Source organism: Ruegeria sp. CDSB117, assembly GCF_059611005.1.
On sequence record NZ_JBXWOS010000010.1, the window covers coordinates 67,433 to 94,088 of the forward strand.

A 26,656-nucleotide genomic window follows, 5' to 3' on the forward strand; every position below is an offset into this window, starting at 1 on the left:
AATGATTATCAATCACCCTCTTTTGGGGCCGCGTGACCGGCAGGAATTCACCTATCTCGGCGATGCTTGCCTGATTGACCGTCCCGACTGGCAGGCCGGGAACGCGATGGATCAGTTTTACGAATACGTCTACCTGCGTGATGATCCAGCCGGGGAGCACCGCGAGCTTTGGTATCACGAGCATGGCGACCGCTCGTGGCTAGTCGTAACACGCAACACGGTGACGCATGAAATCACTAATGTCGAACTGGCCAGCGATGTGGCCCGCAAGCAGGGGCGCAGCAAATGACCCAATCCAACCGTTTGAATGGCGGCCTGATCAACCGCGGAAAGCCACTGAACTTCAATTTCGATGGGCGTGCCTATCTGGGGTATGAGGGCGACACGCTGGCGTCTGCCCTGATGGCCAATGGCGTGCGTTTCCTGGGTCGATCGTTCAAGTATCACCGTCCGCGTGGTATTTTCACCGCTGGCTCCGAGGAGCCAAACGCGCTGGTCGAATTGCGCAGTGGAGCCCGGCAGGAACCAAACACACGCGCTACAGTAGCGGAGCTGTACGAAGGGCTGGTTGCTTGCTCACAGAATTACAAGGGCAGCTTACGTTACGACCTGCTTGCCCTGAACGATTTGTTCTCGGATATTCTGAGCGCCGGTTTCTATTACAAGACGTTCATGTGGCCGGCGGCTTTCTGGGAGAAAGTCTATGAACCCATCATCCGCTCAGCTGCAGGCCTTGGTCGCCTGTCTGGGGAAGATGACCCGGATGAATATGAAAAGGGCTTCCTCCATTGCGATCTGCTGGTGATTGGGGGTGGGCCCGCTGGCCTGATGGCGGCACTGACCGCGGGCCGTGCAAGCGCAAACGTCATCCTCGCGGATGAAGATAGCCGTTTTGGCGGGCGCCTGAACGTCGAACAGGAAGATGTCGACGGAAAGCCTGCGGTCGAATGGGTTGAGCAGACTGTGGCCGAGCTAACCGCGATGGACAATGTGCGCCTGATGCCGCGAAGCACGGCGATGGGGGCCTTTGACCACGGGGTTTACGGTGTGGTTGAGAGGGTGCAGGACCATCTGCAAACCCCTGTGGCAGGGAAGCCGCGGCAGACATTGTGGCGGGTTTATTCAAAGCGCGCGATCCTTTGTGCCGGGGCAACCGAGCGTCCAATTGCTTTCCCGGACAACGACCGTCCGGGGGTGATGCTGGCAGGATCGATGCGGGCCTATGCCAACCGCTGGGCTGCAACCCCCGCGCGGAAGGTGGCGGTCTTCACCAACAATGATGATGGCCATCGCACTGCGGTAGACCTGATGGCAAAAGGTGTTGATGTCACAGCCATCGTCGATGCCCGGCTGGATGCGCCGACACTGACGGATGTGCGGCTGATCAGTGGCGCGCATGTTATCGGCACCAAGGGGCGGCATGGCCTGAGCAGCATCCGGGTCCGTCAAGCGGATGGCCACGAGGAAACGCTAGCCTGTGGCGCCTTGGGCGTGTCTGGCGGCTGGAATCCCAACGTCCACCTGACCTGCCACCAGGGCGGCCGTCCTGTCTGGATTGAGAGTATTGCAGCTTTCGTTCCCGGCCGGAACATCCCAGTTGGCATGTCGGTGGCGGGTGCGGCCAAAGGCCTGTTTTCGACTGAAGACGCATTGCGCAGCGGGGCGGAAGAAGCTGTGGCTGCCCTGGAAAGCCTGGGTATCGCCGCCAGCGCATTGAAGCTGCCGCGCGCCGATAACGGCGCCTATAACCTCCAGCCACTTTACCATGTGCCCCATGGCAAGGGCCGGGCTTGGCTGGACCAGCAGAACGACGTGACCGTCAAGGACGTTAAGCTGGCACATCAGGAGAACTACCGATCGGTCGAGCATCTCAAACGCTACACTACTCTCGGCATGGCCACTGACCAGGGCAAAACTGCTAACGTCAATGCTTTGGCAATAATGGCCGAGCTGACCGGCAAATCGATCCCCGAAACGGGAACGACGATTTTCCGGCCGCCCTATACACCGGTTGCACTGGGCACAATCGGCGGGCGCACGGTGGGCAAACACTTCCACCCGACGCGCGAAACCCCGACTGACAAATGGGCCAGGGAACACAATGCGCCCTTTGACACTGCTGGCGACTGGATGCGGGCGCGTTGGTTTCCGCAGCCGGGCGAGACCCATTGGCGCCAGTCCGCTGACCGAGAGGCCTGTAACGTGCGCAAGAATGTGGGCATCTGCGATGTGACCACACTGGGAAAAATCGACGTTCAGGGCGCGGATGCCGCGTCATTCCTGAACAGGGTCTATGCCAATGGTTTTGCCAAGCTGGCAGTGGGTAAGGTGCGCTATGGCATCATGCTGCGCGAAGATGGCGCCTGTTACGATGACGGCACCGCTGCACGGTTGGCGGAAGAACACTTCGTCATCACGACCACTACAGCCAATGCCGGGGCGGTTCTGAGAAACATGGAATTCGCCCGTCAATGCCTGTGGCCGGACATGGACGTGCAGCTGATCTCAACCACCGAGGCCTGGGCGCAGTTTGCTGTTGCCGGACCGAAATCGCGCGAGCTGCTGCAGCGGATTGTGGACTCTGAGTTCGATATCTCAAACGAGGCATTCCCGTTCATGGCCTGCGGTTCCGTGACGCTGTGCGGCGGCCTGAGGGCACGTCTGTTTCGGATCTCATTCTCGGGTGAACTGGCCTATGAATTGGCTGTTCCCACCCGTTATGGAGATGCGCTGTGGCGCCGAATGCTAGAGTTGGGGCAAGATCTTGGAGTAGCTCCCTATGGTCTTGAAGCGCTCGACATCATGCGCATTGAAAAAGGCCACCCGACGGGTCGCGAACTCGACGGCAGGGCCACCGCACTGATGCTGGGTATGGGGCGCATGGTGTCCCGCAAAAAAGACAGCATCGGCAGCACAATGGACCAGCGGGAGGGGGTGACTGATCCCAATGGATTGCGCCTTGTCGGTCTGAAGCCCGTGAACCAAAGCGAAGTGATAACCGCCGGTTCCCAGTTGGTGAATGAAACTGCGCCTGTTCATATCGACAGCGAACAGGGGCATGTGACATCAGCCTGTATCTCGCCACATCTGGGGCACTCCATCGGAATGGCCTTTCTCAAAGGCGGTGATCAGCGCATGGGCGAGATTATCCGCGTAGTCGATCCCGTGCGGGGAACCGATGTAAAGGCTCAGGTCATTCCCACACATTTCTTTGACCCGGAAGGAGGGCGCCTGCGTGCTTGATCTTCAATCCATCACCCCGCTTTGGGGAGAAACGCCGCGTGTCGACCGATTCAATGGGCTGACAATCACTGAGGTTCCGAACCGGGCGCTTGCCTCGCTTGCATTGCGTAGGGGGCGCGAAGACGAAGGCCGGAAAGCGGCCGAGGCCATGCTGGGATTAGCTTTGCCTGCGGTCGGGAAGCACGCCGCAGCGGGCTCATACGCGGCTAGCTGGTTTGCGCAGGATCAGTGGCTGATCTCCGCAGAAATCCCGGAGCATGAACTTATGTCCTACCAACTCGCGGATGCCGTGGAGGGCCTAGCCTCGGTAACAGAGCAAACAGACGGCTGGTGCCGTTTTGATCTGGAGGGTGCGTGCCGGGGTGTGTTTGAACGTTTGAGCGGCGTCAATCTGGCTGCGATGGAGCCCGGGAGCGCCACACGCGCGCTGCTGGAGCACCTTAGCTGTGTGATCATCTGCTTTGAAACTGCCAGCCACTACGCGGTTCTTGGCCCGCGCTCTTACGCGCGCTCTCTGCACCATGCTTTGGAGACTGCCGCCCGTTCGGCCCTTTGAAATATCGGCTTACTTTCTGAACTAACCCGCCGCTACTGCGACCGCGGCGGAACCACGTACAGGAGACTTCCCATGACAACTGCTTGATCTTTTGGCCCTAGGTACCAAAGCTTAGGGTTAACCACGCAGTTGTCCAGTTTCGGCTTCGTCCGCGACTTGTGAATTCCACGTGTGATTCTCGCTGCAGCCTGTATGAATGACCGTTGCTTCCGCTGCATAGCGGCACCGAACTTGTTGCTCACTTGGCATTCCTGACGCTGCGAGTGCAAGCAGCGAGAAAATCCAAGGAACAGGTTGGGCTCTTCTTCCTCCTTCGTCGAAAAGAGAACGAACGGCTGCTATCCCATTTGCCTGCGCCGGCAGCATAGAACCAAAACGACGAGAGTCGTGAAGCCACTGCTGACTTCCTGCTTACCGCTGTCGCAACACTCTGACAGCAACCGGCCGCCTTTGATCCCCTGTCTTCCGAAACTGAACAATCACGTCAATCATTGAGCGACAGTATTCGAGGATCTCCGAATATGTCAGCCCGGTATCCGCTTGCAGAACCATCAGCGCCAATCGTGACAGGGCGGAGTCCGGCGAGGCCGCGTGCAAGGTGGAAATGCCGCCGGGATGACCAGAGTTAATCGCTGACAGAAAATCATATGCCTCAGACCCGCGCAGCTCGCCCATGATGATCCGATCCGGCCGGAACCTCAGGCAGGCTTTCAACAGATCGCGGCTGGTGGCATTCTTGTTCACGACCAGAGACACGACGTTGGGCTGACTGGGCCGGATTTCCAGCACGTCCTCAATGGTCATGATCCGCTCAGCGAGATCAACCTCGGCAATGCAAGCACGCAACCAGGTCGTCTTGCCGGAGGATGTCCCACCCGACAAAAGGATGTTCCACTTGGCCTTGACCGCCGCGCGCAGAAAATCTCCAAACCCGCCATTGTCGTAAGCTTCGAACACAGCGGTGTCAGCAGGGTTCACACCGGATTTCAGATCTTCCATGCTGGCGTCCAGATCCGGCAGGCCCACCATCAGATCATCAAGCGACATTTCCTTGGCAACGGCCCGACGCAACGCAAAGGCAACGCCATCCTCAACGGCGGGTTTAACCGCGACCTGGGCCCGCCACAGCGAGTCCTCGATTTCAAATTGAGAACCGGCCAGTGGAATTTTCGCAGAGATGGGGTTTTCGCCGGCCAGATCCTGCGCGAGCGCCAAGGCGTCATCCTCACCCATGGGATCGTCAAGCGGGCGCATAGCAGGCTCACCGCTGCGCTCGATCCAAACCCGGCCGTCCGGGTTCAGGACGATTTCGGACAAGAGCGGATCGGAGAGCAATTGCTCTCCGAACACGCGATTCAATGTCGCGACAAGGTGGCGGCTCACCGAGTGATCCCCCGATCCCCCTTGGCGCGATCGGCACGTTCCCGACGCAAGCGCTCCTGTATTGCAGGGTCACGATCAATCTGTCGATCGATGTTCTTCACATCCCAGGCTTTGCGGGTGACATTGACGCGCTCGGGCTCGTCCGTCTCTGGGTTTCTGCGCGAGCGGGTCACCTCTTCTTTGCCCGCTTCGACAAACGTAACCTTGTCACCGATGGAGATGTTGTTGCGCGCCATCTGGTCCTGCAGGGCGGTGCCCCAGATCCGCTGTGGGTCTTCTTTTCCTTTGACCTTCATATCCACATAGAAAGATTTGCTGCCGGGATCGTCTCGACGTACCAGGCTTTCTTTCGCGTCAATGATGACGCCGGTGACGCCGGTTTGCGTGATCTGCTCGACACGCTCGGTGCCCTGCCCGATCTGTGGGGGTGTTCTCGGCCGGAATTGGTCGCGCAGAGCGTCGCCATTGGGCTGCAGCTGCTCGCCCGTGTTCTGCGCTCTGTCTGCTTCACGCGGCGCGCGGTCGATATCGGTGGCCTTCCATGCCCGGCGCCGCGCCTCGATGTTCTTCTCTTCACCTGTTTTCTGGTCGCGCTTCGTCACAGTCACAACCTTGTAGCCGTCATGGGCCAGCGTAGCGGTGTCGCCTACTGCGAGGTCCTGACGATTCATCATGTCGGGCAGGTCGACACCCCAAAGCCGGTAGGGCTTGTCGTGCCCGTCCAGTTCCAGATCGACATAAGGAGACTGGCTGTCCTCGTCGTCTTTGTCAAAGAGCGCAGAACCGGTGGCAACAACCTGGCCGCGCACACCAGTCTTGAGGTCAGGCCGTGCCGATGTTGGTGTAAATGTGCGATCACCGGCATCATCAGCTTGCCGTTCCAGACCCGGGCGCGCATCGGCAACACCATGATCCGGCGCGCGGCCAGTGACACGTTCCTGTACACGATCTTCAATCTCAAGCAGACGTCCGCCAATGGCAGCTCGGTCAAAACCCTGCCCCTTCATGGTCTGGATTTCATTCTGAACGCCGGTCTTGACCTTCTCCTGCAGGAAGTCCTCTCCTCTGCCCTCTGCAAAGGCACGGTTGATGTCACGGATCTCGCCTCGGGCATCCCGGTAGATTTCAGCGGCATCTTTGTACGCAGCCTTCATGTCGATCCGCGCCTGGCTCTCGCTCAGCGAATACGCGTTCGCCAAGGTCCGCACGTCCCGTTCAAACCAGTTCTCACGGGTTTGCCGGTCTACATCAGCGCCATTGCGGATGCGCGACAACACAAGATCGCCATTGATGCCCATGGCTTCGAACCGCTCAGCCACCTGCCTGTCGGCATCCTTCAGCACTGCCTTGGTCGCGGTACCGAGTGGATCGCTTGCATCGGCACGCTCCCGACCATCTGAGCCTGCCTGCTCCCGTCCGATAGGTTGGGTGCGCGTGGGATCTGTTGCATCCCGTTCGGCAGCCCGGCGCTGGCGCGTCGGATCAATGTCAACCTGACCGACTTCAACCTCATCGTCCCGCTCCAGGCGCGGGCCAAAGAACGTCCTGGTCTCCTCATCCATCAGCGGTTCATAGTCCCGCAGAACACGGGATATCGCCGCCTCTGTCTGGCTGCGCTTGTCCTCATCCTCCATCGCATCGGCCTTTTCCGTCATGCCCTGGATAAAGCTGCGGATGTCGCTGCCAATCGCTTTGATCTCACTGTCAATGGCTGACGCCTGAGCCGGATCTAATTGTTTGTCGACTTGAGCATTCATGTCGATGTCCTCTTTCTCAAGAACCCCGTCCGGCAACAGGGTTTTGGCTGCGCCGAGAACAGCCGTTACAAGGGTGTCCAGGGTCTCGGCCCGCCCTGGGTAATGGGTTGTGAAAATGCCCCGATCGAGCCCGGCCTGATGCGACCGGAGGGTTTTACCGAGGGCGACATAATCTGCGTTCCGCTGATCTTTCATCTTCCGAAGCTGGTCCGGCGCGACCGGCTGTTGGCGACCAACCCCAAAAAACGGAAACCCCGCCCGGCGCTTCTGGATGGACCGCTCGCGTAGATCGCGGCCATCGCGGCGCGCGTGAACGCGGGCGCTGCTTTCGCGGTCGGGGCGCAGATTGCGGCTGAATCTGCTGGTGGCTGTCAGGACAATGCCAACGTCCCGTGCGGTCTCGGCTTGCAGCTCGCGCAGATCCTGGGGCGTAATGCCGTACCGGCTCAGCTGGAGGGTCCTCCCCAACGCCCCTGCCCTGCTGATGACCAGATGGGTATGTGGATGGCCGGTGTCGTCATGATGGGCCAAGACGTATTTGTATCGGTCGCCATACTCGCCGTTTGTCAGCCGTTCCGCAAAACTGCGGGCGGCCTGCTTTGCGGCCTCCCGGTTTGTGTCCTTCGGATAAGACACAATGACATGATAGGTGTAGTTAGTGGTCCGAGGGTCCATCCGGGTCCAATCTTTGGCCCACTCACTCTGCAAAGCCCGCAGAGCGTCCATCCCCTGCGTGAGCTCTCCGGTGTCGCCGCGCTCCATTTCTACGGTGCCCTTCCGGGTGATGTAGGACAGCTGGCCCCCTAGGCGGCCGGATTTCGCGACGCCGCCACCGCGGACAACTTTGACCACCGCCTGGTTGGTCAGCAAAGCATTAGAGATCATCCCGGCCGGTCCGCCCGACTTGCTTTGTCGGTGCGCGGACCGCCGTCCCATGCGCCTAGGGTTTTGACCTGGTCGCGGTTTCAGGTTTGGAATGAGCTGAAACTCACCAAACAAGGCCTCCCAGGCCGGGTCATATGCTGTGGTCAGGCTGGTCATCCCCTGGCCTTTGCTTTGGGGGACACCCGCGCTGCCCGCCGTTTCTCCGCCCGCCGCTCGATCTCAAGCGCACGTGTAAACGATCGCTCGCGGGCCGCATCAGCGTAGTCTTCGAGCAGCTGACGCAATTCACGGATCTCGATCTTCACCGCCTCGATCTGATCCTCAGTGCGTTTGTTGAGCCGCAACTTTCCGGCATTGGCGGCACGTGTCATCTGGTTGAGGTCGTTTGCAATGCGCACCAACTGAACCAGATGGGCTTCGAAGTGCTGGGTCCTGAACTCTTCTTTGGTTGGGATTCCAAAGGCCACGCGCAGGCAAACGCGCACCAATCCGGTCACACTGCGCAGCTGCATCGCCTGGCTGCGTTGTTTGAGGAACGCCAATTCGTCCTCATCAAAACGCATGGTTGTGGTGACGGATTTAGATTGGCCGGTCGGCATCGGGGCGGTTCTCCACGATCAGAAATCGTGCGAGGCCCCGGCAGACCGCGCGTTGGTTAATTCAAGTGTAAGTTGAAGATAGGGCCGACTGCAAGTCCAACAGATTGTCGATAGCACAATCTGTATTATCCCGCAAAGTAAGCGTAGGATGTAAGCGGGCTGTCGGGGCAGGCGCCATCATTGTCGCTCACCCGCGTCGGCTGGTCATAGGCCAAATGGCGCAACACCGGGTGCCATATGGCAAGTGGCAGGCGGCACTTGGTAACTGGCCGTCGCCATCTGGCAAGCGGTGTTGACCCGATGACATATGTCACACGCCACAAACCATAAAACAAAGCGTCAGATGGCATTTGCTGATTGCTTTGAAACGCAATAGTGTTGGGATCAGCGCGGGTGCCGGGTCGCGCGATAGTTTGAAAACGCAAGCCCGGTTATGGCATGCCTGTGCACGGCGTGACTTTCGGGCGCAGACCCGGAGACCAGAATGAACATCTATGCCGCTGTTAACTCCAAGGGCGGGGCTGGGAAATCTTCCATGCTCGTTGCCTTTGCCTCTGCCTTGCACCATCAGGGGAAAAGGGTGCGTATCCTCGATCTGGATTCACAAGGCACGCTCTCGGAATGGTTGAATCCCGATAATGGGCTGGAGCCAATCCCTATTGATGAGCTTCTGATCGAGGCTGGGCAGTTTGCCAAGGAAGATGCAGAGAATGCCCGACTGGCCTATGCCCACATCCTTGAGGCTGAAAAGACTGGTGGCTACGACTACCTGCTGATCGACACCAAGGGTGAGCCCAGCATGACAGCTGCCGTGACTATGGCTGTGGCGGACATGGTGCTGTGCCCGTCCGATGGCTCGTCGGCGGAGTTCAATCCGATCATGGTGACCTACAGGTCGTGCGAAGCTGCATTAAAGCAGATCGGCAGCACAGCCAATCCGCAGGGCAAGTTCCGGATCGTCTTCACCCGGCAAGCCATCGCGCAGTCATCCGGTATTCAGAAGGGCAAACAGGCATTGGAAAAGCGGTTCCGTTGTGTCGGCGGACTGGCCGACACGGCCGCAATGGATGACGCGCTACGGACAGGGACAACGATCGGGAGGCTGATGGGCTTTGCTAAGGAAGCCATGGAACAGGCTGAGACTCAAACCGCCCGGTCGAATGCGCGCCGCATGGCGGATCGCTGCAGAAAGGCGCTGAGCAACGCGGAGTTTGTGCTGAATGCCCTCAAGGAAAGCGAGGTGCAGCATGCCCCGGCCTGATAGCATCGAAAACCTGTTGTCGGGATCTGTGTCTGACATCGCGCCGACCGTAACCGATCTGACCAGGCAGGGGCGTGACGAACCTACCGCGAAAGCACCGTCGGCAGCCAAGCCACAGCCTGCGAAACCCAAAAAACTGAAACCTGTAAACGAAGGCCAAAATCAGGACAGGGAGTCTGTAGCCAGCCAATCAAGCGCTGCCGGTCAACCGATCAGAATTCAGATATCCACTTCTGACGGCAGTGAGATTGCGGCAGCGCTGGAAGAGGTTCGCAGCAACATACCATCTGCGTTCCAGAGGAACTTTAACCTTGGGGCGTTCTTCAAAGAGGTCCTGCGGGAATACGATGCAGAAATTGCCGCGATGATCCGGACAAAAGCGGGGCGGAAGTAACTATGTGCGCGCAACCCGGCCAGGAGCCGGAGCATAGGAAAGGGCGACGTGTGCCGCCCTGCCCTTCTGTCACTCGGTGACCGGATCATTGTCGTCCCGTTTCGGGAAAGCCACCATTTCAACGCCGGGGAACATATTGTGTTTCACGCTGATCGACTTGATTTCGCCCGTTTGCTCATCGGTATGAACGAAGAGAACGCCGCTGCGGTCCCAGTAGGTTTTGCCGTCTTTTTCACCGGTTTTGACTTTGAGGGTGATGTTCTGAGTCGCCATTGTTTGATCCTCGCTATGACGTGTTTCGATGAACATGGCTTTTGCGAGCATTAAGGGGATGTCAGCGGCTATTTTGCTTCGCGATGCAAAGTCGGGCCTGCCCGACGGCGGAAAATAGTCGTTGAAGCTCCTGATCTGCTGCCTGATCAGGAGTGCCATTCCTGACTGCTCGCATATGTTCATCTTGAAGAAACACAGGCTGCGAGGATCATCGCTGGCTACGGAACGCATCCTCTCGGATCCGCGAAAAGTTAAGACCTGCTGGGGCTGCTGTGCCCAGGACACCCAACTAATTTTCCTCGATGGGTGTCAGCGAAATCATGGAGATCGGACGCATGCACGTCGTTCCGACCCGAGAGCAGGTGGTTTTCCAGAAACCGGATCACCAACCTTTGATCAGAGACACTGCACAAGTCGCCCTTTCCTGTCAGCGGAGGCGCCGGGCCGGGCTTATCCAGTCGCCGCCGGTCCGACTTGCTCCGGCCGCAGTAGCGGCCGTCAAAGCGAAGCGACCAGTCGCGTCGGCACGCGGGGCGCAGGCCCCGGGTGCCAAGGGACAACTTGAGAGCTTCGACGCCAGGACATCGGCAAAAGAATGGCCCACCGAAGCGGGCCACAGGTTTAACCGAAGGAAAGTCTCGAGGTATTGAATACAAGCTAACGCTTGCGCGCGCGATCGACAACTCCGTCGGTCGTGATCGTGGCAATGCGATCCTCGGTACGCCGGGTCATTTCCACCCCGTCACCTGTCATATGCGCCTCGGCAAATTCGGTGAATTTGAAGATGCTGCCATCAGCTTCAACATGGGTTTCATCTTCTTCTGAGCGGCGTTTCACCGAGCCATCATAACGGATTTCAATGATCGTGTTGTCGGCCATTCGGACTGTCACGGAATGCTCATCCACGGCAACACCCTGCCACCACATATCTGCATCGCGGCGCACAACAATACGGTTTGGATGCAGCTTGATCTGTACATCCTGCGCGGTCTCCGGATCAGCGGCTTTGACAACAACGATGGCCTCCTGCGCGCTGTGGTCGCTATGGATTGACGCGCTCCCGTTTTTTGGTGGCCAGAGCTTTGGCTGCGTGCGCGGTTTGCCTTTCTGATCCGTATGAAACCCGACAAACATCTGCGCGGATTTCCAAACGCGGCGAATGGTCTTTTCGGCTGTAGAAGTAGCTGCATCGGTAGACATGGCGGGTTGCCTTCTAAAACAGTTAACTCACGTGCATTTTCGGGGTGAGCGTAACACCCACAGCGCTCAGCACTTTGAGGATGGTGCCAAATTCGGGATTGCCGTTTTCGCTAAGCGCACGATAGAGGCTTTCCCGAGACAGGCCGGATTTGTCGGCTACGCTCGACATACCTTTGGCCTTTGCAACATCGCCAAGAGCTGATGCAATCAGGGCGGTGTCACTGGTTTCAAAAGCCGCTTCAAGATAGGCTTGAATGGCTTCGGGGCTGTCCAGATAGTCAGCCGCTTCAAACTTCGTTGTTTTGACACCCATGTTTTTCACTCCAACTCTTTTGCCATCGCTTTGGCGGTTGTGATGTCCAATTGCTGGGATGACTTGTCTCCCCCGCAAAGCAAAACGATCAAAACGTCACCGCGCGATACGTAGTAAACCCGATACCCCTTACCCTCAGAAATACGCAGTTCACTGACACCCTCACCAACCGGCTTCACGTCACCGGGATTGCCCAGGCTCAACCGCGTGATGCGAACCAAAATCCTGGCTTTTGCCCTTTGGTCCTTCAAGCCCTTGAGCCATTTATCGAACAGGGCAGTCTTGCGAATTTCTATCATACCTAAATGTAGCCTACAAGCTACATCCTTTCAAGTGAAAGAAGCGTAAAGCATTGAATTAAAACAGAACAACGCGGCTGACAGGCAGGGCACTAAGCGCCCTGCCCTGTTGGGTTCAGAAGCAATCAGGAACCCAAGCTTCGATCCGGGCTTTCTGCGCCTCGGTCACGCCCAGAGCCACCTGATGTTCATTGTCATTGAACAGCTTGTGCATCGCCTCGTTCTTCGCGCCTTTCTTGGATTTCGCGAAGGCCTTGAACATGTCGGTATCGACCTGCAGGTCCAACAGGTCCTTGTAGAGATCATCCAGCTGCCAGCCCTTCAGGCGTTTGAAACAATTCTCAGCCGAAGGGGTCCAGATCGCGCGGATGTCCGATCCGATCTCAGCGTCGATCTCAGCCATGAACTCCGGGCGTTGGGTCAAAAACCGCCGGGCCAGAAAAGCTGTGATCTCTCCATTACGGGTCTTCTTGCCCAGATCGCGAAACGCTTTGAACGCGTCCACGCTGCCTTGTGCGGCCATCTCCTGGAACTGGTCATAGGCTGCCTCCGACGCCTCGTCCCGCTCCCCGCCAAGACGCGGGTCGAGGATGAACTGGTCGTCGATCTCAGGCGTGTTCCGCTCAGCGCCACCATAGCCAAACCCAAACAGGTTGCTGGTCAGACCAGACGCCGGGGTTGCGAAGAAGGCAAACAAGCTCAACACATAGTCAGGCTTGTCCAGCAGGGCCGTTTGAACCGCCGCCAACCGGATCGCCACCATGTCGTCGATGAACTTCTGCGAATAGGCTGGTTTTGGTGCCTCTTTAACCTCTGGCTCTTTGACCGGGGCCAGAACACCGGCCTCAATGGCGGCCTGCACATGTTCCGCCGCGACATAGGCCGAGGATGTTTTGATCTCGCCAGTGTTGCCGACATAGACAAACACACCGGACAATTTTCGCTGATCGTCGGAATAGAACGGCGCGGCATAGTCTTCGAGCGCGGCATGCTCCTTTTCGCCAGCCTCGTCCAGAGCCTCAGCCTCATAGAGTTCGGCAAGCTCGTCATAACGCTTAGACTGTTCTTCGGTGAAGTCCCGGCTCACCATGTCCAGGCGGTGCATGCCTTCACTTCCCGAGAACCCATAGGGAATATAGCTTTCATCATGGGTCTCCACCCAGTCCCAGCCTTGCGCTTCGCGCAGCTTCTCTGCTTCTGCCGCCAGCTTTTCAGCAAACAAGTGGTCCAGTAGTTCGCCTTGATTGAACAGGGTCTCATCGGCAAAGAGATCAGCGGTGACGGTGCCACCCGCCTCAACATAAGCCTTCTGCCCGACAAACACGGCCTTGCGGTTGGTGCTGCTGACAGCCTCAGATGTCAGGGCCTGTTTGACATCATGTTCGCTAAACCACCGACACTCTTTTGCCTGTTCCAGCACTTGCAGAATTTTCTCTTCCTCGGTGCTGACTGTCATGGCCTTGGCCAGCCCCATGCTGATCTCACCCGCCTTGAGCGCATCCAATACGGCGGCGGGCAGACCAGCCAGTGCGAGGCGGCGGCGCACATGTGCCTCGGTCACACCGAACGCATTGCTGATCTTGGCAACAGACAGGGATTTCTCCGCCATCTTGCCATAGGCGCGGACCTCGTCCACCGGGTCCAGTTCCTCACGGGCGGTGTTCTCCGCATTGGCCCATTGTTCGGCCACAAACGGATTGTCAGTGACCTTCACGGGAACCTGTGCCAGATCGGCCCGCTCGGTCACGGCGATGTTCAAAGCCCGCAGGCGGCGACCACCGGCAACGATGGCGACTTTGCCATCTGTATCCCGCAGACCACTGAGGTTCTGGATCAGACCGCACATGACCAGACTGTCAGCCAGCAGAGCGATACCGTCCTCACCAACCTCCTGACGCGGGTTCAGATCGGACAGGTAGAGATCGGACAATGCAACGGTTTCGATGGTTTCCGGTGCGGTGAATGTTTCGACTTTGCTCATGGGGCAAATCCTTGTTTGAGTGTTTTGCTTCGTGTTAAGGGTGCCCTACCCCTTCCGGGGTAGAGCGGGGCCGCTTAGGCGGCCGCGTGTTGTTTCAAGAAGCGGAGCGCAATGTTGGCTGACAGGCCTCCCTTCTTGAGCAATTCCACAGCTTCACGTGTTCGCTGTTCGATGATCTTTGCGGGCATAAATTCACCTCCTTTCCTGCGCGGGATGCGCGTGCAGTCCCTGCCCTTTTGGGACAGGGCTGGTCTCAGTATTCGCTGGGGCACATGATGGTCAGGACGCGGCGCGTCACTGCGGGATCAAACGGGCGGTCGGAACCGTATGTGTAATCCGTGTCGTACAGATCGATTTTCCAGAACAGCTTCTGGCCGCTGACCGTCACCGTTCCGAATGTGTGATCGCCATAAGGGTCATTGCCCTCGTCAAACTGGTCATCCGACGCCACTGCAGCCAATGCCGCGATCTGAAACTCCACCCCTTCGCCCGATACGCCCGGCGTGACAAACACCTGTCCCTGAATGCCTTTGGTGTGCATCTCGATTGCCGCAGTCGGATCGATCAGGGCTTTCCGAAACAGGTCATTCTGGGCTGCGATCTCTGCCGCCTGAAGGCTGGTGTCATTTTCGATGTCTTTTGTTGCTTCACTGTTCAAAACCGTCTCCTTTGTGATGCGACCTCCGGGGCTGATCCCTTTTGGTGCTGGTTTTGAGCCGAGCCCTGAAAGGGCGTCGTCTCTAAAACCTGCCCCGTGGCGAACGCGGAGAGGGGCGAGACAGGACAAATCGACAAGAGTGGTGCGGCCCGCAGCGCAGCGCGCGAGGACACGGTCTTGTCTATTTGTCTTGTCCGAGGGGGGAGGCCGCGCCTTCCCCCTGACATCGGGTGGCGTTTGGCTTGTCCAAATCCCGCCTGACCAACAAAAAAGGAAAAGGATCTTCGATCCTGCGGGAGCGCAAAAGGGATCATCACCCGAATGGGCAGATCATCACGGCATGGACCGACCATGACCCAAAGCCCCTGCCCCGGCTCGCAAGAGACGGTTCAGGGGTTACTGGGACAGGGAGATCATGCTGGGGTGTTCTGGGTGGAAGCCGGCTCGCCGGCTGTAACCTTGAGCCCGGTCACGAGACGGCAGGCTCGGGAATTGCTACGGAAACAGATTGCAGCCCGAGGTCACTCTCCGACCGGAACATAGCCTCGGCGACGTTTTTGTCTTTCAAGTTTATGGAGCGCGTCAGCAGCCTGGGCTTCGTCATCATACGTCACCATCATGGCTTGCCCGTTCGTGCCAATACGTCCCCAGGTGCGAAACACGGACACTTCCCCAAACAGCGTCGGCTGCAGCTCTATTCCGTAGTACCGTGCCATGTTGACGTCCGGGTCCACATGGATCAGGTGGACAGGTGTGGTGTCTGACAGCTCCATGCCTCCCAGTATTGCTTGGCACAATCCAGCTGTCCAATGACATTGCGATATCTATTCTCTGGGAGCGATTCATACCCGTGGTGTGAGGCGGCACGGGTTTCACCCGGCCTTATCAATCTGGTCGCACCATATGCGAGCTGAAGATCTTTGCAGTCCCTCCGTTCGCCGGATCAGGGTTGACGAGCCCGGCCCTTGTCGCGTCCGCTGTAGTTATGGACATAGATGAGAACAAGGTGGATGAAGCAGTCCTGGCGCTGCTCTGGTTGACGCTGCATGACGAGCGCCGCGCGTGGAAAGGTTTTGACTGGGACGCGCTTGATCGCCTGCACCGCAACGGGTTGATCCTGGACCCGGTTGGGAAGGCAATATCGGTGGTGCTGACCGATGAAGGCCTTCGCCGCTCCGAAGAACTTTTTGCAGAGCTTTTTGGGCGGGAACCGAAGAAATAGCATTCGCCGCGACGAGACCATCAATGTAACGCAGTTCTGCACACGCTTGTGGTCTGGCTCGCGGTTGCAATCTGCGCTAGATCGCCCCTGTCCGGCGAACAGGGAGAAGGTGAAAATGGCGACGGGGAACGATCTTGGTGGGCTCATCGGGTTTGTCACCGGTGACGAGATTTGGCACGAGCGGCTCGCGGACGTGTTGGACGAGCATTTTCTGCCAGCGCTCGAGGCATTCGATCTCGATTTCGAGGATTTGGGCGACCTGCTGGGCGATGACTGGCCAATGGTTCTGTGGGGCGGTGGCCTAGAAGACTTGCTGGGCAGGACATTCGGATCGGGCGCCGAAAACGCTGCAGATGCTTATCTGAAAGGGAGTGGAACCAAGGAGAGTGCGCAGACCCGCGCCTATATCAAAGGATTGCGGGACGCGCCGGTCAGCCTTTATGAGGTGAGCGAAATAGACCCTGGCAGATCCATGGTATTGCGCGACGCGCTTTCGGACGCCGAGCCGGTCACCGTCCAGGAACACAGCGCAACGCAGATGCTGCAGAGGTGGGACCGCATTGCGGCTCGGGTTGTCGCGCAGGGAGGTCATAACGTGATCTCAGGGGCTCTGCTTCCCTTCGAGCCAGAAACCGTCGCGTTTTTTGAAGAGGGGCTCCGCTCCGTGTTGAAATTGAACCCCGACGATGAGCTGAGACTGACACAGCATCAGCTACACCGCTCTGCACCCCTCTTCACCAATGCCTGGCTCTTCGCACATTTGCCGAACTTGCTGGACCCGGAACCACCACAAATCAGCAACAGCGATGGCGACGACCTTCTCTTTCACGAGATGCGCTTCCCGCTCGCCAGTAAGGTGACGCAAAGCCAGGTCTCGCAAAGACTGTCCCAGTCCGCAGAACTCGTGGTCTCAGGTCGAAATGACTGGACCTGGCTTGCCGTCGACAACCCGTCCGGCAACAAGCACGGCACCGGCCTCGTGTTGGACAAGTCGATGTCAGGGACCTCTGTGCTTGGGTCCCTGAACCTGAAAGGCAAAACACTCACGCTTTCTGTAAACTCTGCAGCGCGCGCCGAACGCGGCGAAGCCCTGGTCCGGGACCTCCTGGAGGATCTGGTGAAGTCACCGTTGACATCAATCCAGACCGTCGAGCAAATGATGGCGGATGACAGCCTGGAGGGCGGAGTGGCAGAAGAAGAGGACATCCCCCCTGCCCTTGCCCGTCAGATTGCCCACGAACATCTCGAACAACACTACCGCGACACGCTTGACCAGCCGATCCCGACCCTGGATGGCAAGACACCACGCCAGGCCGTTCGCAGCACCGCAGGCAAGAAAAAGGTGATTGACTGGCTGAAGACAATTGAAAACCGCAGCGCCCGTCAGACTGGCTCCCCTGTTGCAGACTATGATTTCAGCTGGATGTGGGACGAGCTGGACCTGTCAGACCACCGAAAATGACAGATAGACTGAACAATAGAGCCATTCAAGTTTCACTCAAAACCAGGCAATCGCATTTGTTCAAAGCGTAACCATGCGACTGATCGTTGGCATGCATGCCCTACTGCCCGCCTGCAATGTTGACTTGGCCCACAATCTTCGCACCGCTTTGGCATATCGGCGGCTAGTGTTTTTGCTACAGAAGACGGTGGCCAGACTTGGGAGCGGCGCAATTTCTTCGCACGAGTCAATATTCAAGGTGTATCATTACACTTGGCCAGCGACCTGTCGTTCGTAATCCACGGCATCGAACCAGCCTAGTGAATTGGTGATACGACAGTTTTCGTCCAGTTCCCATTCTTCCCAGCCGCTGGCCTTGACGAGGTTACCCGTATCCGAATGATGCCCTTCAAGCGTCCAACCAAAGATGGCGTGATCTCCGGCAAAACGAACAAAGTCCCTTGTAAGTTTCAAATCGGGAAAAGAAGACATGAAACCACCCGCCATGGCAATTATCGCGTCGCGCCCAAATTGGTTTTCCCCTCGGTTGATCGTGATACCCTTGTCAGGAGCATAGTGATCGGCGACCGCCTCGGGATTTCCCGAGTTCCATGCCGTAGTATAAGCCTCGGTCATTCTTTCGAACTCATTTTTATTCAGTCGCATGCCAGCCTTCCCGTCTCCAAACCCCAAGCCAACTTAGTTGGCGCCCCACTCTTATGTCCACAAGCCAAATATGGCGTTATTCTGTAGCGATTTGAGCAAATTCGCAGTCTGAGGAATACTCGTTGCCCAAACTGACTTAATCGGGAACACTACGATTCTCAAACCCTCTTAGAAGACCAATTACCCTATGTCCGATCTCATTGAATGGCTGACACGAAGGAAGCTCCTTAATCTGGAAGCGGTTCTGGTCGAGAATGAGATCGATCTTGATGTCCTTTATGACCTAACGGATGAGGATATGCGTGAGATCGGCCTTTCACTGGGTTCGCGCAAGCGGTTGCGAGCGGCTATTGAAGCAGTTGAACCTAATCAATCCCAGTCTGACGCGACAAGTACAACGGATATCAAGCGCGAAGCCGAGCGTCGCCATTTGACGACGCTGTTCGTAGATCTTGCCGGATCAACAGCAATGTCAGCGCGGTTGGATCCCGAAGACATGAGCGAAGTGATCAAGCGCTATCAAAATACCGTTGCCGGTATCATCACCCGCTATGAAGGGAATGTGGCAAAATATATGGGTGACGGTGTACTGTGCTATTTTGGTTGGCCGGTGGCGCATGAAGACGACGCCAAACGCGCTGCGCGCTCTGCGCTGGAAATTATCGGGGCGATCGCCGAATTGCGTTCGCCTGATGAACAGGCACTATCTGTTCGGGCCGGAGTAGCGACCGGCATGGTCGTCGTCGGCGACCTCATAGGGGAAGGAGCATCAAGGGAAGAAACCGTTGTTGGCGACACGCCAAACCTTGCAGCGCGTCTTCAGACATTGGCTGAGCCGGGGCAGGTTCTGGTTCCAGAATCGACGAAGCAATTGATCCAAGACTCGTTCGAGTTAGAAGAGTTAGGCTGTTTCGACATTAAGGGATTGGACTCGCCAGTACCGGCGTGGAGGATCGGAACCGAGCGCAGCTTGGAAAGCCGGTTCGAGACCGAAGATATCAGTCCTGTTCTGCCGATGATCGGGCGCAACCATGAACTGGGACTGATCATAGAGCGCTGGCATCGCGCAATTTCCGGGGAAGGCCAAGTCGCTGTTCTGATCGGTGAGGCAGGCATCGGCAAGTCCAGACTGACGCGTGCCGTCATTGATGCGGTCTCGACGCAGGATCACTTCCGGATGAACTATCACTGCTCGCCCTACCACACGGATTCGAGTTTCTTTCCTGTTATCCGGCAGCTTTCACATGCCATGGGCCATCTGGAAACTGACACTGCCAGCAAAAAAATTGCAAAGCTTCGCAAGCAACTCCGGGCCGCTGACCCAAAGATTATTGCTGAACTCCTGCAGATTGAAACTGGTCCATCTGCCGAAAATCCCGATCTGACACCACAACAACTCAGAGTTCGGATCATGGAAGAAACCTCGGCAGAATTGCAGGCGCTTTCACGGGAAAAGCCAGTTCTCCTTGTCGTAGAGGACGCACATTGGTGCGATGCCTCGACGCTCGCGATGCTCGAGGCGTGTCTGGATCGAATTGCTACCGAGCGGGTAATGATCTTGATTACCGGTAGACCGACTTTCCAGCACGCGTTCGGAGGTCATCCAATCGTATCCAAGCTTACCCTAAACCGATTGGGGTCCGAGCAGATCGAGGCTGTTCTCGCAAAGATATCAGGTGGGAAAACCCTTCCCGACGAACTGACTAAAGAAATCATCCACCGAACCGACGGCGTTCCCCTGTTTGTCGAGGAACTGACAAAAACCATTTTGGAATCCGGCGACCTGATTGAAGCCGAAAACAGCTTCCAACTTGCCGGTCCTATTGATCGGGTGACTATCCCAGCGACCCTGCATGATTCCCTAATGGCCCGGATCGACCGGCTTCAACCCGTGAAGGAAATCGCCCAGATGGCCGCCTGCATCGGGCGAAGTTTCGACCGTGCGTCGTTGACAAAAATCGCCCGGGTCGATGATTTGGCGCTTGACGATGCGCTGGGGCAGCTTGAACGCAGCGAGCTCGTGTTTCGACGGGGGATACCTCCGGATGCGACATATGTCTTCAAGCATGCGCTGGTTCGGGATGTAGCCTATGAAAGCTTGCTGAGACGTCGACGTTTAGAAATCCACCACAGGCTCACGGATCTGTTTGAGGCCGACCCGAACGCGCCCTCGGAGTTGATCGCACATCATGCGACTGAGGCTGGGTTGGCGGAAAAGGCTATTACGCTATGGGGCGACGCTGCCAGAAAAGCTCAGGCCCGGCCGGCTTATGTCGAAGCAGGAAATCATCTGCACAATGCCTTGACGCTGGTTGCAGGCTTGCTGGACAAACCGGAATGGCGCGAACGGGAACTGGCGCTTCTGGTGCAGCTTGCTCAGGTACATATCGCCAAGGATGGCTACGCCTCAGCCGAAGCCAGCAACGCATTCTCACAGGCGCTGGAAAGGATAGAGGCAACCACGGACCCAGAACTCAAGGTTGCAATCTACTATGGGACGTGGATCGCGCCTTATATCGGCAACGATCTGCATAAAGCGTTCGGTCTGGTTTCGAGACTTGTAGAAGACATGGCGAACGAGCGCGCTCCGATCCCGAAGCTGATCTCGCGCCGGATGCGGGCTGCGACCCTGATCGCCAAGGGCCGCTCTGCTGAAGCACTTCAAGATCTCGAAGTCGCTTATGAACTCTATCGGTCGGCCGAGATCATAGATTTTTCGACGAAATTCGCCCAGGATCCAGGAGTGCAGATCTGGTGCTATATGCTCCTTGCGCAGTGGATGTGCGGCGACGAAGACACGGCGCAACAGACCTGCGTCAAGGCCCTTGCTCGAGCCCGCGAGCTCAAACACGCCAACACAATCTGTTACGCTGGTCTGCACGCTGTCACCTTATCGATCTGGATTGGCGACTTGGAAAGTGCAACCGAGATCAATGAGGAAATGCGACAGGTCTCAAACGAGCACGACATGGCGTTGTGGAAGAATTTTGTTGCCATTCATGACGCTGTCCTGGCTTGCATGACGGATGCGCCTGGCGCCGTCCATCAATTGGACAAGGCCTTGGAAGAGTATCGTGCAAAAGGATGCTGGCTTTGGGTAACGCTCTATTTGGCTGAACACGCGAAAGCCCTACTCAGGGCCGGTGATCCCAGCGCGGCCCTACAAACAGTGGTTCGCGCTTTGCGAGAACAGGATACCACAGGAGAACACTGGGCAGAGGCTGAGTTGCTGCGTATCAAAGGAGAAATCAGAGCAGCACAAGGAGATACCGATTCAGCGAGTGCCGCCTTTGACCAGGCTATCTCGGTTGCCCAGACTCAAAAGGCCCAAATATTGATCGAGCGCGCGTTTCGTTCAAAACAGATTCTCCTCGACGCAAACGGCTGAGCATTCGGGTTTCTCGCTCGCATCTTGGAGCATAACCCTTCTATGCAAACGTTTAAGGTCGTCATTTCCATTAGATGCAACTTCGATCATACTGAGCCCTCTGCCACCAATAGATCAGCTGCAACATTTGCTACGATTGGTGAACAACGCGTTACAGGGTCGGCCCAAAGCCGCCGTCCGCCGAAGAAATTCGATGCTGCGGTGCGGCTCGTCGAACCAGCCATTCGCTACGGACAAAAAAATCCTGAAACTGCCGAACTCACAGAAGGCGGGACGGTGCGTCCGTTTGATCTATCGCTATTGGGCGGCTCGAAACATCGGAAACAGGGGTGGGGCTTGGTCGGTTTTGATTAGACCCATCTCTTGGAAACCATAGCGCTTATACAGTGATAGATTTGTAGGGTTTGTCGACTCTAAGTAAGCCGGTCTTCCATCTTCGTCACAACGTTTGAGGCAGCATTCAAGCAACGCGGACCCCAACCCTTTTCCTTGGCGAATTGGATCGACCGCAATAAAAGCTAAATGCCAGCAGTCCTCATCGGGATGATAATCTTCCATCTGCCCGAATGTTTCGAACAACGCATCATGCTTTTCTGATGAGACCGTCTGCTCAAAACAGGCGACAAGCCGTTCTTCGTCAGGGTGAATGCTTGGCGGAAGCCAAAGTGCGCCAGCAGTAAAATCATCGTTTCGAAACGCGCTACCCTGTTCAAATGCACGCCCTCCAAAGAAGTCCATTACTCGCGGGAAGTGGGTAAGGAAATCGGCAGGTTCAGGATACAGCCAACGCATGAATGGGTCGGCAGAAAATCCAAGAGCAAGTCCGCTAAACAAACTTTCTGCTTCACTTCGGGTTGATGATCTAAACATGAAATTACCTTTGGTCGTTCCACCTCGATTTTCACGTTTCAGCATGTGGGCCGCAAATACTTGTTGTCAAATGCGCAATTTATTGTCCTGCTTAAGCAACGAAGGATGACTGCGTCGAGCTCCCAGCAGACCTCTGAGGCGACGCAGCATCCTGTGATATTGTCTCTCGTCAATGTCGGGTTGTCGTTGTGGGAGGGTATGGCGGATCGGAGGGTCAGTCATGGAAACCCAAACTTACCTGCCATTCGCGCTTCGCCCAACCTGGAACAAGGGACGTATCGTCGGTCAGAAGCGGCCGCTAAAACCTAAGCATGTCTGGGCGATCCGAGTTCGACTTGAACTGGCCGAAAACCACCGCGACCTCGCGTTGTTCAACATGGCAAGTCTCACGGCGCGAGGGCATCGATGACGATTGACGGCCTGCACATCATCGCAAGCTTTTTCAGTTACTTTTGGATTGTCCCTCCCATAAAGTGCGTTGAAATCAGAGTTGGCGGTGATCGAATGAACGGCGCAGAATCGTTAGTCAAAACCTTTCTTCACAACGGTGTGGATACGGTTTTCGCCAATCCAGGCACGTCTGAAATGCACTTTGTTGCGGCTCTCGATCGACATCCCGAGATGAACTGTGTTCTATGCCTTTTCGAAGGTGGAACGACGGGCGCCGCTGATGGCTACTACCGCATGAAACGGGACGTCGCCGGCACTCTGCTGCATCTTGCACCGGGGCTAGGCAACGCATTTGCCAATCTACACAACGCCCGAAAATCAGGATCCGGGATCGTGAATGTGGTGGGAGATCACGCAACACATCACCTGCGCTATGAAAGCCCACTCAGAGGCGACATTATTGGCGTAAGTCAGGCCATAAGCCATTGGACACGAGTTTCTGATCAGGCCACAAGCGTCGCATCAGACGGGGCCGCAGCCATCCAGGCCGCCCGATCTCAAAACGGCCAGATCGCCACTCTTGTTCTTCCCGCCGATACTGCTTGGGATTCAGCGACTGGCCCTGTGACGAATAGCATTCTGGCCCAACCACTTCATCGTCCGTCCTTGGAAGACATCGAGGCCGCAGCCATGCGTCTGAAGACTGCAAACGCGGCTTTGATGATAGGTGGGTCCGCGCTTTTTGGTCCACTTCGTGTACTGGCTGGAAAAATTTCCGTCAAAACCGGATGCCGCCTGTTGGCGGATACTCTAATCCCTCGAATTTCGAAGGGGGCCGGGGCTGCCAAATTGGATCAACTTGTGTATCCAATTGCACCCAAGATCGCTCAGCTTGAACAGACCTCGTCAATCACTTTGATCGGCGCCGACCAACCCGTTGCCTTCTTTGCATACCCGGGGAAACCGAGCACACCCGAGCCCGCCGGTTGCACGGTCTCAAGCCTCTGCACTCCGACGGATGATATTGCCTGGACTCTTCAATCACTGGCAGACACGGTTGGTGTTTCGAGCAAGACACAGCTGAACACATACGCTCTCGACCTGCCTCCAATCCCAACCGGAGATCTCACCCTAGCGAATGTCGGCCAGGCGTTAGCGGCCCTCATTCCCGAGAATGCTATCGTTTGCAATGAATCCGTGACGTCCGGGTTTCACGTCATTCCTCCGACTGCAACGGCGCGACCACATGACTTGCTTGGGGGAACCGGTGGGGCAATAGGGCTTTGCCTACCGTGCGCAACTGGCGCAGCAATTGCATGTCCAGACAGAAAAGTAATTGCTCTAACAGGCGATGGATCCGCCATGTACACGTTGCAATCTTTGTGGACGATGGCACGCGAAAGCCTGGACGTTACGGTGATTGTATTTGCCAACCGCGGCTATCAAATCCTTCGGGATGAGCTGGCAAATGTCGGTGTTGAGAGTTTTGGCAAGAATGCGGAGGCAATGTTTGATGTGGAAAACCCAACGCTTGACTGGGTTGCGCTCGCTAAAGGGCATGGGGTTCCCGGAATACGAATTGAAAACACCGATGGCTTTGTAAATGCCCTTTCCGCGGGGCTATCACGTGACGGCCCTTTCTTGATCGAAGTTATGTGCCCGCCAGCATCTTGAGCACAAATTCTATTTGAAACGGACGGCCCTTTCCTGCCGTTGGCCACGGTAATTCGATGCTGCGGTCGCAGCCCAATTTTCGGACATTCGTCGCAGGCGCAAAACTTCGACGTCAGCGAACTCACGATTTGCGGGCCAATCCGCTATTCGCGGGACAGTCGGTCAATGTCCGCCAAAAGGCGGCAACGTTTTTCTTTATTGGTGAAGACTGCGTTCCAGTGCCTCCTTCGCCTCGATAACGATTTCTCGCACAATATCTCCAGCGGGTTGAACTTTCTTAACCATTGGAACGCCTTGTCCTGCCCACATTGAGATGGCTTCAACATCGCCCGTTAAATCCGCACTGGGCGTCTTGGATTGATATCGTAAAACATCGCCTTTCTTTTCAGAGAATGCCACAACGTCACCTTCTCCGGGTCTTTGGCCGCTTTTCGGGCGGCCTGCATTCTCCCACATTTGGGTTGTGCTGTTCTTCAAGACCCTATGAGGTGCATTGGGCCAGTCGATGTTGAACAAGTTGTCAAAATAGGCCGTGTCATTCTCAGACGCCGCTAAGAGGTGTGACAAGTAGTCTGTGTGAACATACGCCTCAGAAGCTGCAAGAAATCTCGTTCCCACCCATACTGCCGAAGCACCGAGCGATAGCGCCGCCGCCAATCCACGCCCGTCTGCAATTCCACCGGCTGCCACGACCGGCACATGACCAACCGCATCAACAATCGCTGGAATGAGCGCCATGCTCCCAACGGTTCCACGGACGTGACCTCCGGCTTCCCATCCCTGAGCACAAATCGCATCAGCGCCAAGGTCTGCTACAGCCTTTGCATCAGCTGCATCACCAGCGGTGTAAATGACTTTGGCGCCTCCAGACTTGGCGTGGGCGAGCATATCCCCAGGCGCTTTCCAAAAAATAGAAATGACCTCGACGCCTTCCTCCAGGCATATGTCGAGATGCTCAATGCTCGGGAAATCCATGTTCAGGTTCACACCGAATGGCTTGTCAGTGAGTTGCTTTATGTTGCGCACCGATTTTCGAAGCTCGTCTGCGTCAACGTGCCAAAGAGGTGCCAAACCGAGCCCACCTGCATTGCTGACAGCCGCAACCAAGGCGTCGGAGACTACCCCGGCCATGGGTGCCAAAACCACTGGGTAGTCAATGCCAAATGTTCGGCAAAATTCCGTTCGCATAAGTTGTTCTCTCTGAATATAGGTGTTTGATTACAGTATTGTTGTCGCTTCAGCGCTTTCTGAGGATTTTGATAACGGCCGCAGTCTCCTGGCTTCCAAAACCAGCGTCCTGCGCTCGCCTAACCCACTCATGCATCAGCGTCGGGAGTTCGCTGTTAATACCCATAGAAATAGCGTGATCGTACAATCCAGTAACCGCCTCGCCTGCGACATCGACTGATGCTCCACCTCCTGAAATCTTGTCGAATGAACCTGCGTGGATCGTTTCGGTCAGCGGAATTGCTCTGTCCCCGGGCGGCAGTATGGAGGTGAACTCTGACACAGGCACTCCTTCAGCCTCGCATACCAATGCGCCGTGAATGCTCCCAAAGATAATACCAAGAAGGCGCGAGAGAAACGCAAGTTCCAAGGTCGCAGCAGAACGCACATTTGAACCCAGATAGCGCATGTCGCCAGCGAGTACATTGAGATCAACATCGCATTTTGAAAATGCGGTACTATCCCCAGCGACCGCGATCCGCCCCGATGGCTTTCCAATATTTCCGGGCCAACACATAATGGTGCCATCAAGGTAACTGGCGCCCCACTCATTGAATTGCGCTTTACTGTCCTCGGATTCCTGCGGGGATGATGTGCCGAGCTGAATAATATTACGTCCGGCAACTGCTTTCGAAACTATTGGAGTTTCAAAGAGAGCATTTGTCGTTGAGTAGTTGAGAAGGCAGATCACCGTTTTTGGACTTGCAGATATAGCTTCACTCAAATCAGAGGCTCCCTGTGCGCCTCTTTCCTGCAACGGCATCATTTTGTGTGGTGAACGGTTCCAGACGGTCACGTTACGCCCCGCATCCATGAGCGCGGTTGCCAATGCCGATCCCATGGCTCCCAACCCCACCACCGTAATATCAGTTTTCATAAAAGACCCCCCAACATGGCATTTGGGTTTTAGAACCCATGCAAGCGAACGATAACACGTATCGTGAATGGTGGGTCTTTTTCTGAAGCTCCGTTACAG

General features: G+C 56.5%; 23 protein-coding genes and 1 pseudogene. 10 read left to right on the forward strand and 14 right to left on the reverse strand.

Translation table 11 applies throughout. The annotated features are described in order from the left end of the window. The first annotated feature begins 1 nt into the window (after position 1). Genes AC2FJC_RS12885 through AC2FJC_RS12895 form a run of 3 tightly spaced genes read left to right on the forward strand, consistent with a single transcriptional unit; the run spans position 2 to position 3,799 of the window. Complete coding sequence (locus tag AC2FJC_RS12885; RefSeq protein WP_106607275.1) at positions 2-289, forward strand: sarcosine oxidase subunit delta; 288 nt, start codon at positions 2-4, stop codon at positions 287-289. After that, positions 286-3,243, forward strand: a complete 2,958-nt coding sequence (locus AC2FJC_RS12890) for a sarcosine oxidase subunit alpha family protein (protein WP_496677010.1) — start codon at positions 286-288, stop codon at positions 3,241-3,243. The genes AC2FJC_RS12885 and AC2FJC_RS12890 overlap by 4 nt, the downstream gene beginning before the upstream one ends. Beyond that, positions 3,236-3,799 (forward strand): sarcosine oxidase subunit gamma, encoded by a 564-nt coding sequence (locus AC2FJC_RS12895; RefSeq protein WP_142638799.1) that lies wholly within the window; start codon positions 3,236-3,238, stop codon positions 3,797-3,799. The genes AC2FJC_RS12890 and AC2FJC_RS12895 overlap by 8 nt, the downstream gene beginning before the upstream one ends. A 411-nt stretch (positions 3,800-4,210) precedes the next feature. On the opposite strand, the gene AC2FJC_RS12900 is transcribed toward AC2FJC_RS12895, so the two are convergent. The 3 genes from AC2FJC_RS12900 to AC2FJC_RS12910 are packed head-to-tail and all read right to left on the reverse strand — an operon-like array spanning position 4,211 to position 8,423. Beyond that, the gene (locus AC2FJC_RS12900; RefSeq protein WP_496739808.1) at positions 4,211-5,182 is read right to left on the reverse strand and encodes an ATPase, T2SS/T4P/T4SS family; all 972 of its coding nucleotides are present in this window, start codon (positions 5,180-5,182) and stop codon (positions 4,211-4,213) included. Beyond that, positions 5,179-7,980 (reverse strand): relaxase/mobilization nuclease domain-containing protein, encoded by a 2,802-nt coding sequence (locus tag AC2FJC_RS12905; RefSeq protein ID WP_496739809.1) that lies wholly within the window; start codon positions 7,978-7,980, stop codon positions 5,179-5,181. Before AC2FJC_RS12905 ends, AC2FJC_RS12900 begins: the two co-directional genes overlap by 4 nt. Then, the gene (locus AC2FJC_RS12910; RefSeq protein ID WP_496739810.1) at positions 7,977-8,423 is read right to left on the reverse strand and encodes a MobC family plasmid mobilization relaxosome protein; all 447 of its coding nucleotides are present in this window, start codon (positions 8,421-8,423) and stop codon (positions 7,977-7,979) included. The genes AC2FJC_RS12905 and AC2FJC_RS12910 overlap by 4 nt, the downstream gene beginning before the upstream one ends. 484 nt (positions 8,424-8,907) lie before the next feature. Here AC2FJC_RS12910 and AC2FJC_RS12915 point away from each other — a divergent pair, with 484 nt between their 5' ends. Both AC2FJC_RS12915 and AC2FJC_RS12920 read left to right on the forward strand, forming a co-directional pair. Beyond that, positions 8,908-9,684: a ParA family protein gene (locus AC2FJC_RS12915; protein ID WP_496739811.1), complete on the forward strand. Its 777-nt coding sequence runs from the start codon at positions 8,908-8,910 to the stop codon at positions 9,682-9,684. Then, on the forward strand, positions 9,671-10,078 hold the full coding sequence (locus tag AC2FJC_RS12920) for a hypothetical protein (protein ID WP_496739812.1): 408 nt from the start codon (positions 9,671-9,673) through the stop codon (positions 10,076-10,078). The genes AC2FJC_RS12915 and AC2FJC_RS12920 overlap by 14 nt, the downstream gene beginning before the upstream one ends. A 69-nt stretch (positions 10,079-10,147) precedes the next feature. Here the strand turns inward: AC2FJC_RS12920 and AC2FJC_RS12925 are convergent, their stop codons facing one another. The 7 genes from AC2FJC_RS12925 to AC2FJC_RS12955 all read right to left on the reverse strand — a co-directional run bounded on the left by AC2FJC_RS12925 (position 10,148) and on the right by AC2FJC_RS12955 (position 15,575). Next, positions 10,148-10,510, reverse strand: coding sequence for a hypothetical protein (locus AC2FJC_RS12925; protein ID WP_496739813.1), 363 nt, complete (start codon positions 10,508-10,510; stop codon positions 10,148-10,150). Between the two features lie 498 nt (positions 10,511-11,008). Next, positions 11,009-11,551 carry a hypothetical protein gene (locus AC2FJC_RS12930; RefSeq protein WP_496739814.1) on the reverse strand — a complete coding sequence of 181 codons (543 nt, stop codon included), beginning with the start codon at positions 11,549-11,551 and terminating at the stop codon, positions 11,009-11,011. A 22-nt stretch (positions 11,552-11,573) separates the two neighbouring features. Continuing rightward, positions 11,574-11,864: an addiction module antidote protein gene (locus AC2FJC_RS12935; protein ID WP_170766490.1), complete on the reverse strand. Its 291-nt coding sequence runs from the start codon at positions 11,862-11,864 to the stop codon at positions 11,574-11,576. Between the two features lie 5 nt (positions 11,865-11,869). Beyond that, positions 11,870-12,163: a type II toxin-antitoxin system RelE/ParE family toxin gene (locus tag AC2FJC_RS12940; protein ID WP_496739815.1), complete on the reverse strand. Its 294-nt coding sequence runs from the start codon at positions 12,161-12,163 to the stop codon at positions 11,870-11,872. A 115-nt stretch (positions 12,164-12,278) separates the two neighbouring features. Further along, entirely contained in the window at positions 12,279-14,144 is a 1,866-nt protein-coding gene (locus AC2FJC_RS12945; protein WP_496739816.1) for a ParB/RepB/Spo0J family partition protein, read from the reverse strand. Between the two features lie 253 nt (positions 14,145-14,397). After that, positions 14,398-14,802, reverse strand: a complete 405-nt coding sequence (locus AC2FJC_RS12950) for a DUF3768 domain-containing protein (RefSeq protein ID WP_496739817.1) — start codon at positions 14,800-14,802, stop codon at positions 14,398-14,400. Between the two features lie 521 nt (positions 14,803-15,323). Beyond that, positions 15,324-15,575 carry a WGR domain-containing protein gene (locus tag AC2FJC_RS12955; RefSeq protein ID WP_496739818.1) on the reverse strand — a complete coding sequence of 84 codons (252 nt, stop codon included), beginning with the start codon at positions 15,573-15,575 and terminating at the stop codon, positions 15,324-15,326. A 233-nt stretch (positions 15,576-15,808) separates the two neighbouring features. Here AC2FJC_RS12955 and AC2FJC_RS12960 point away from each other — a divergent pair, with 233 nt between their 5' ends. Together AC2FJC_RS12960 and AC2FJC_RS12965 are read left to right on the forward strand one after the other, a co-directional pair. Continuing rightward, entirely contained in the window at positions 15,809-16,024 is a 216-nt protein-coding gene (locus tag AC2FJC_RS12960; protein ID WP_496739819.1) for a DUF6429 family protein, read from the forward strand. 115 nt (positions 16,025-16,139) lie between these two features. Further along, positions 16,140-17,486 carry a DUF7986 domain-containing protein gene (locus tag AC2FJC_RS12965; RefSeq protein ID WP_496739820.1) on the forward strand — a complete coding sequence of 449 codons (1,347 nt, stop codon included), beginning with the start codon at positions 16,140-16,142 and terminating at the stop codon, positions 17,484-17,486. 246 nt (positions 17,487-17,732) lie between these two features. Here the strand turns inward: AC2FJC_RS12965 and AC2FJC_RS12970 are convergent, their stop codons facing one another. Further along, positions 17,733-18,131, reverse strand: coding sequence for a nuclear transport factor 2 family protein (locus AC2FJC_RS12970; protein ID WP_299987102.1), 399 nt, complete (start codon positions 18,129-18,131; stop codon positions 17,733-17,735). A 187-nt stretch (positions 18,132-18,318) separates the two neighbouring features. Here AC2FJC_RS12970 and AC2FJC_RS12975 point away from each other — a divergent pair, with 187 nt between their 5' ends. Continuing rightward, positions 18,319-21,519, forward strand: coding sequence for an ATP-binding protein (locus AC2FJC_RS12975; RefSeq protein WP_496739821.1), 3,201 nt, complete (start codon positions 18,319-18,321; stop codon positions 21,517-21,519). 297 nt (positions 21,520-21,816) lie between these two features. On the opposite strand, the gene AC2FJC_RS12980 is transcribed toward AC2FJC_RS12975, so the two are convergent. After that, the gene (locus tag AC2FJC_RS12980; RefSeq protein ID WP_282154241.1) at positions 21,817-22,434 is read right to left on the reverse strand and encodes a GNAT family N-acetyltransferase; all 618 of its coding nucleotides are present in this window, start codon (positions 22,432-22,434) and stop codon (positions 21,817-21,819) included. 153 nt (positions 22,435-22,587) lie between these two features. Here AC2FJC_RS12980 and AC2FJC_RS12985 point away from each other — a divergent pair. Beyond that, positions 22,588-22,771: pseudogene (locus tag AC2FJC_RS12985) on the forward strand (hypothetical protein); the annotation flags it as partial. A gap of 122 nt (positions 22,772-22,893) precedes the next feature. Continuing rightward, complete coding sequence (locus AC2FJC_RS12990) at positions 22,894-24,453, forward strand: acetolactate synthase large subunit (protein ID WP_282154240.1); 1,560 nt, start codon at positions 22,894-22,896, stop codon at positions 24,451-24,453. Positions 24,454-24,648: 195 nt separating this feature from the next. Here AC2FJC_RS12990 and AC2FJC_RS12995 read toward each other — a convergent pair whose 3' ends face one another. Both AC2FJC_RS12995 and AC2FJC_RS13000 read right to left on the reverse strand, forming a co-directional pair. Then, positions 24,649-25,659, reverse strand: a complete 1,011-nt coding sequence (locus AC2FJC_RS12995; RefSeq protein WP_496739881.1) for an NAD(P)H-dependent flavin oxidoreductase — start codon at positions 25,657-25,659, stop codon at positions 24,649-24,651. Between the two features lie 31 nt (positions 25,660-25,690). Then, complete coding sequence (locus AC2FJC_RS13000; protein WP_348774633.1) at positions 25,691-26,626, reverse strand: NAD(P)-dependent oxidoreductase; 936 nt, start codon at positions 26,624-26,626, stop codon at positions 25,691-25,693. Positions 26,627-26,656 lie beyond the last annotated feature (30 nt).